This is a genomic window from Blastomonas sp. (genome assembly GCF_041747255.1).
GTDB lineage: Bacteria > Pseudomonadota > Alphaproteobacteria > Sphingomonadales > Sphingomonadaceae > Blastomonas.
This window is the reverse complement of the sequence record NZ_JBGTFM010000139.1, coordinates 1-6,624: the sequence shown is the minus strand read 5'-3', so window position 1 is coordinate 6,624 and position 6,624 is coordinate 1. Positions and strand designations below refer to the sequence as shown.

At 63.3% G+C, this 6,624-nt stretch carries 6 protein-coding genes; 3 read left to right on the top strand and 3 right to left on the bottom strand.

Going from position 1 to position 6,624, the window contains the following annotated elements:
* Positions 1-200: 200 nt before the first annotated feature.
* Both ggt and ACEW8G_RS04925 read right to left on the bottom strand, forming a co-directional pair.
* A complete protein-coding gene (gene ggt / locus ACEW8G_RS04930; protein ID WP_373487332.1) occupies positions 201-1,922 on the bottom strand; it encodes a gamma-glutamyltransferase in 1,722 nt (573 codons plus the stop codon).
* A gap of 198 nt (positions 1,923-2,120) precedes the next feature.
* Positions 2,121-3,167 carry a quinone-dependent dihydroorotate dehydrogenase gene (locus tag ACEW8G_RS04925; RefSeq protein ID WP_373487331.1) on the bottom strand — a complete coding sequence of 349 codons (1,047 nt, stop codon included), beginning with the start codon at positions 3,165-3,167 and terminating at the stop codon, positions 2,121-2,123.
* Between the two features lie 103 nt (positions 3,168-3,270).
* Here ACEW8G_RS04925 and ACEW8G_RS04920 point away from each other — a divergent pair, with 103 nt between their 5' ends.
* Positions 3,271-5,094 (top strand): DUF885 family protein, encoded by a 1,824-nt coding sequence (locus ACEW8G_RS04920; RefSeq protein ID WP_373487330.1) that lies wholly within the window; start codon positions 3,271-3,273, stop codon positions 5,092-5,094.
* Positions 5,095-5,159: 65 nt separating this feature from the next.
* On the opposite strand, the gene ACEW8G_RS04915 is transcribed toward ACEW8G_RS04920, so the two are convergent.
* Positions 5,160-5,333, bottom strand: a complete 174-nt coding sequence (locus ACEW8G_RS04915; protein ID WP_373487329.1) for a hypothetical protein — start codon at positions 5,331-5,333, stop codon at positions 5,160-5,162.
* 89 nt (positions 5,334-5,422) lie between these two features.
* On the opposite strand from ACEW8G_RS04915, the gene ACEW8G_RS04910 reads away from it, so the two are divergent.
* Both ACEW8G_RS04910 and ACEW8G_RS04905 read left to right on the top strand, forming a co-directional pair.
* Complete coding sequence (locus ACEW8G_RS04910; protein ID WP_373487328.1) at positions 5,423-6,262, top strand: helix-turn-helix domain-containing protein; 840 nt, start codon at positions 5,423-5,425, stop codon at positions 6,260-6,262.
* Between the two features lie 175 nt (positions 6,263-6,437).
* Positions 6,438-6,624 (top strand): Rrf2 family transcriptional regulator (locus ACEW8G_RS04905; protein ID WP_373487327.1); only part of this gene is annotated, 187 nt, incomplete at its 3' end.

The window sequence follows — 6,624 nt, the reverse complement described above, 5'->3', positions numbered from 1 at the left end:
AACGGCGCATCGCCCAGCTCATCGGCGCGCACAAAGAACATCGATACCAGATTGTCGAACCGGGCGAACTGGCCCATGGATTTGTCCGCGATCACCGTCAACAGGCTCCTGTCTGCGCCGCGCTTGCTGTGCGGTCTGTGGGCGAATGCTTTAGACCGGTTTGTCGGCAGGAGCAATTGCGCGCCATTCCCCTCAACGCATCACTCGGCCAAAGCGATCCCCGGGCTGCGTGGATCGGCAACGCCGGTCCATGCGCCACCGCGATATTCAGCGGCATTGAGCTTTGAGCTGACATCGCTGACCACCACCGGCTGGCCAAAGGCGGCGAGCGCCTCGTTCATTGCTGCGAGCGAGGTGCCTTCCTCCACCAGCAGCGACCCGCGCCCGAAATAGATGTTGGGCAGCGCGAGCGCCTCAGCGGCCGGCAGGCCAAAATCGATAAAGCCGATCAGCGCCTTGGTGACATGCATGATGATCCGCTTGCCGCCCGCTGACCCGAGCGCCAGCACCGGCCGGTCATGAGCATCATAAACGATGTGCGGCGACATCGATGACAAGGGCCGCTTGCCCGGCTGCACCCGGTTGGCCACCGGCGCGCCATCCTGCTCGGGCGCAAAGGTGAAATCGGTGAGCTCGTTGTTGAGGAAATAGCCGTTGGCGATCAGCTGGCTGCCGAACGGCCCTTCGACGGTCGAGGTCATACTGGCGATGTTGCCCGCGCCATCGACCGCAACGAAATGGGTGGTGCCAGCTGCTTCGCTCGAGATTGCGGCGGTGCGCGGCTGGGCCCCCGGCGGTTTGCCTGCCGCATAGCTGCCAAGCGATTTGGCCGGATCGATCAGCGCGGCGCGCGCAGCGACATAGGTCGGATCAAGCAGGCCGTTGACTGGGACCGAGACCAGATCGGCATCAGCCAGATACTGCTCGCGGTCAGCATAAGCGAGCTGCATCGCCTCGCCGATCAGGTGCCAGGTCTGCGGATTGTCCTTGCCCAGCGCGCCGATGTCATGCGGTTGCAGCATGCCCAGAATCTGCTGCACGGTGGTCGCGCCCGATGACGGCGGACCCATGCCGCACACCTTGTAGCCACGATAGCGCGAGCACACCGGGGGGCGTTCTTTCGCCCGGTATGCGGCGAGATCGGCCATGGTCATCGGCACGGCGTTGACTGGGGCTTTGCTCACCGCATCGACCAGCGCCTGACCGTGCTTGCCGGTGTAGAATGCGTCGGGACCTTGGTTCGCAACCGCTCTGAGCAACTCTGCCAGCGCCGGGTTGGTCACCCGGTCGCCTGCAGTTTTCGGCCCGGCGGCGTTCCAGTAGATCGCCCGCGCATCGGGAAAGCGCGCCCAGATCGGCGCAAGCCGCGCCAACGCGCGCGCCAGCACATCGGACACCTCATAGCCGTCTTCGGCCAGGCGGATCGCGGGCGCGAACAGATCGGCCCAGCGCAGCTTGCCCCATTTTTCGTGCGCCATCGCCATCAGTCGGATGTTGCCGGGTACGCCGACGCTGTGCCCGCCCTGAAAGGCGTCAAGAAAGCCGAGCGGCTTGCCGTCGGCGTCTACAAACCGGGTTTCGCTCGCTGATGCCGGGGCCATCTCGCGCCCGTCGATGGTCTGCATCCGGTTGGAGGCGACATCATGGTGCAGCAAAAAGCCGCCGCCGCCGATGCCTGAGCTTTGCGGTTCGACCACGGTGAGTGCGAGCATCATCGCCATCGCCGCGTCGCTGGCCGATCCGCCCTTGCGCAGGATTTCCTGCCCCGCTGCGGTGGCACGCGCGTCAGCAGATGAGACCACACCCTTGCCTTGTTCGGCGGTGGCGGAGGTGTCCGCAGAGGTCTGTGCCTGGCAGGCGATGGAAACAGATGACAGGGCGAGGGTGGCTGCGGTGAGCAGCGTGCGGGGCAAGGTGATCATACGCGAGGGTTATAACGCGGGCTGGCAGCGCGGCAAGGCTGGTGGTGGGGCGGGTTTGTTTCACGCGAAGACGCGAAGGCGCGAACCCATCAGATCTGCCGTTCTCCGGCGAACGCCGGAGTCCAGAGCGGGTCAGTGCTATCTGACTCCTGGATTCCGGCGTTCGCCGGAAAACAGCTGAGCTTTATGCGAGCGGACTCAATCCACCCCCACCACATCCACCCCCACAGCATCAGCAAGCGTCGCAAAGCCATCGCGCGTCAGCAGCGCCTTAAGCCCACGGTTGATCTTCGCCGCCAACCCCGGCCCTTCATACACCAGCGCCGAATACAGCTGGACGAGCGAAGCGCCCGCGCGGATGCGGGCATAGGCGTCTTCGGCGCTGGCGATGCCGCCCACGCCGATCAGCGGGATCGCACCGCCGCTGCTCGCGCGAAAGTCACGCAAGCACTGCTGCGCGAGATCGCGCAAGGGTTCGCCGGAGAGGCCGCCGCCCTCGCCTGCATGGCGCGAATGCAACGCGGGCCGGGTGATCGTGGTGTTCGAGACGATCAGCGCGTCGAGCCGTTTCTCGAGCGCGATGCGGGTGATGTCGTCGATGTCGGCAGGCTCAAGATCGGGCGCGAGCTTCAGGAACACCGGGCAGCTATGGTTGCCGCGCGCCGCCAGCACCGCATCGATCAGCGCGGCCAGCGCGCCTGCATCCTGCAGCGCGCGCAGCCCCGGCGTATTGGGCGATGAAATATTGACGGTCAGGTAGCGCGCCAGCGGCACCATGATCTGCGTCATCGTCGCATAATCGGCGATGCGATCAGCCGAATCCTTGTTTGCGCCGATGTTGACGCCGATGATGCCGGGGCGGCTCTGCCCGGCCTTCAGCCGTGCCACCACGGCCTCCGCGCCATCGTTGTTAAAGCCCATGCGGTTGATCACCGCCTTGTCCTCGACCAGCCGGAACAGGCGTGGACGTTCATTGCCCTTCTGCGCCATCGGCGTCACCGTGCCGATCTCGACAAAGCCGAAGCCAAAGCCGAACATCGCGTGCGGCACCTCGGCATTCTTGTCGAATCCCGGGGCAAGGCCCACCGGCATGGGGAAATCCAGCCCGGCGACGCGCATCGCCAGCATTGGGTCAGCGCGCGGCGGGGCTGACGCCGGGGCCAGCCGCAGCGCGGCGATGGTCAAGCGATGCGCATGTTCAGCATCGAGCGTGAAAATGGCCGGGCGGGCGAGGGTGAACAGCATGGCCGCAGGCTATGGCGGGGTGAGGGTAGGGTGGTCAAGGGGGGGGCTGGTCAAGCCGCGCGCGGCGTGGTTTACCCTTGCGCCAACGCTTTGATAAAAAGAAATGTCGCATATGACCCTTCGTCTGCTTACCTCTGCCCTGCTGATCGCCGCCAGCCCGTTGGCTTTGGCGTTTCCCGCTCAGGCGCAAACCGCGACCGTTGCCGCGCCCGCCGAAGACCCGGCGCTGGCGGCCTTTTTTGAGCAGGTCGATGCTGACAATCTGGCTGCAGAACCGCAGGGCAAGGCATATCGCGGCATCCGCGATGCCGATTACGGCAAATGGAACGACCCGACCGATGCAGCCGAGATCGCGAACTTCGAGCGCGGGCAAAAGGCGCTGGCGACATTGCGCGCGCAGTTCGATCCGGCCAAGCTCAGCGAGGAAGACCGGCTGAGCATCCGCCTGTTCGAATATCAGGCCGAGCGCGCGGCACGCGCCCACCCGTTTCGACGCAACGCGTATATTTTCGACCAGATGAACGGCGCGCAGGCGCAGATGCCTGCCTTTCTGATCAACATCCACCGCGTCGCCAGCAAAAGCGATGCCGAGGCCTATGTGTCGCGGCTTCAGGGCATCGGGCCACGACTCGACGGGATGCTGACCGAAGCCAAGGCGCGCGCCGATATGGGGGTGATGCCGCCCAGATGGGTCTATCCGTTCGTCATCGATGACGCGCGCAATGTCATCAAGGGCGCGCCGTTTGACAGTGGCGCACCGTCGGCCCTGCTCGCCGATCTGACCCAGAAGGTGACCGCGCTGGACATCGCCGAGGCAGAGAAGACCGCACTGATTGGGGCGGGCAAGCAGGCGCTGCTGACCAGCGTCAAGCCCGCTTATGAACGGGTGATTGCCGAGATGGAACGCCAGCAGGCGATCGCCCCGACCGAGGACGGCGTCTGGCGCTTCAAGGACGGCGCGGATTATTATGCCGAGCGGCTGGCCAATTACACCACAACTGAGCTGAGCGCCGACGAGATCCATCAGATCGGCCTCGACAATGTCGCGCGCATCCACATGCAGATGCGCGAGATCATGAAGACGGTGGGCTTTACCGGCACGCTGCAGGAGTTTTTCGCCTTCGTGCGCACCGATGAGCGGTTCTACATGGGCAGCCGCGAAGAGTATCTCGCTGCGGTCGATGTCAAGATGAAGGCGATGGAGGCGCGGCTCCCCGCATTTTTCAACACCCTGCCCAAGGCACCCTTGGTGGTCAAAGCGGTCGAGGCGTTCCGCGAGAAATCAGCGGGCAAGGCGTTCTACCAGAGCCCCGCGCCCGATGGATCACGCCCCGGCACCTATTATGTGAACCTGTATAACCTCAAGGATATGGCGACGACCGAACTTGAGGCTTTGGCCTATCACGAAGGGTTGCCGGGCCACCATCTGCAGCGTGCGGTGCAGACCGAATTGGGCGACCTGCCGCCGTTCCGCCGCTTTGGCGGGGTCACCGCCTACACCGAAGGCTGGGGCCTTTATACCGAGGAGCTGGGCAAGGACATGGGCTTCTACCAGGACCCTTATTCGGATTTTGGGCGGCTGGGCATGGAGCTGTGGCGCGCGTGCCGCCTGGTCGTCGATACCGGCATCCACCACAAGCGCTGGAGCCGCGAACAGGCGATCCAGTATCTGACCGACAACACCCCCAACCCGGACGGCGACATCTCAAAGGCGATCGAACGCTATGTCGTCTACCCCGGCCAGGCCAACGCCTATATGATCGGCAAGCTCAAGATCATGGAACTGCGCGGGCGTGCGCAACAGGCGCTGGGCGAGTCGTTCAGCTATGGGGCTTTTCACGATGTGGTGCTCAAAAGTGGGCCGGTGCCGCTGACCGTGCTTGAAGAACGCATCGATGCATGGATCGCCTCGGGCGGGCGAGGCTAAGGCTTACGTTGGCGTTCTAAGGATTTCTGCGGCTTTTCGCGCTTTTGCGAGGTGCGAGGCTAGGCTCAGGATTTTCCACGATTTTTCATTGTGTCGAATCCATCCAATCGATTTTCGTGTTCAGCATTTATACAGGCGCTGCGACCCGAAGGGCTCCTGGCATTTTGCCATGGGTTCTTTTCCTTAAAGGCGATCTTGCTCATTGCAGCGAGATCGCCTTTTTTTTGCATCATTTTCACGCTATAGCATTGATGGGTCGACAAAGAAGGAACACCGTCGGCGCGACACGGTATATCCCGTGTGACTGAGCGGTGGAATGGGGTCGTCAATGCCGCATCTGGATTATGCGCTTCCCGGTGAAGCGCTGCGAGAATTCGTGTCGGTCTATTATCTGTTCGACAGCCCGTTGCCGCATTTCACCGATGGGGAGCGTGCCGCGATTGCACAGCTGCGGTTCGGTATGAACGGCCGGGTGATCATGTATGCACCCGATGGCACATCTACACTGTGCAGCGGCGTTGTGCTGCACGGGCCGACAACGGCGGCGGTCCGGTTTGAGATCGAAGGTCCTTTTCGCATGTTCGGCCTTGGCATTACCGCGGCAGGCTGGGGCGCGCTGACCCAACGCAACGCGGCAGACTTTCTTGACCGTGTGGTCCCTGCGGCTAGCCTGTTTCCCCGGATTGAGCAGCATCTGGCAACCTTGAGCGCCCTCGAGACGCTGCCGCAGATGGCGGCTGCGGCCGATGCCATTCTCGCGCCGATTGTTGCCGAAGCAGGCACGGACCTGGTCCGCTTCACCCGGCTCGTCGATTCATGGTTGGCATCGGAGGTGTCACCGAAGGTGGGCAATCTGCACAGCCGGTCAAACCTGTCCGAACGCCAGTTGACCCGCCGGGTGAAGCAGCTCTACGGCATGCCGCCCAAATATCTGTCGCGCAAATATCGCGCACTGCGGGCTGCGCGGACGCTGATTGACGCAGGCCCGAATGAAGCCGATTTTTTGCGCGATGCGTTTTACGACCAGAGCCACATGATTCGCGAGCTCAAGCTGTTTACCGGAACGACACCCAACCGGTTGCGCAACGGCGAGGGCGAAATCGCCGCGCTGATCGACCGACGCGCCGCGCTGAAAGGCAGCATCAGCCCGCTGGTTGCAGAGACGTGACATAACAATTCCTGCCCAAGCTTGGCTCGGGGAGGGGGACCGTGTCGCGAAGCGGCATGGTAGAGGGGAGGAACCCTGACGCTGGGTCAAGCAGCGAACCAGCCCTTGATTTTCAAGCCAAAAGCCGCCATCTGATAATCAGAACGATTTACTCTGATTAACCGGAACCTGCCCTATGCGCATGTCCAGCCTTGCCGATTATGCCGTGGTGCTGATGAGCGCCGCTGCGCGCCATTGCGGCGGTATTCGCTGCAACGCGCGCGCGCTGGCGACCGAAACCGGCCTGCCCCTGCCCACCGCGCAGAAACTGGTGAGCAAACTGTCTGCCGCCGGCCTGATCGAATCGGTGCGCGGTGCGGGCG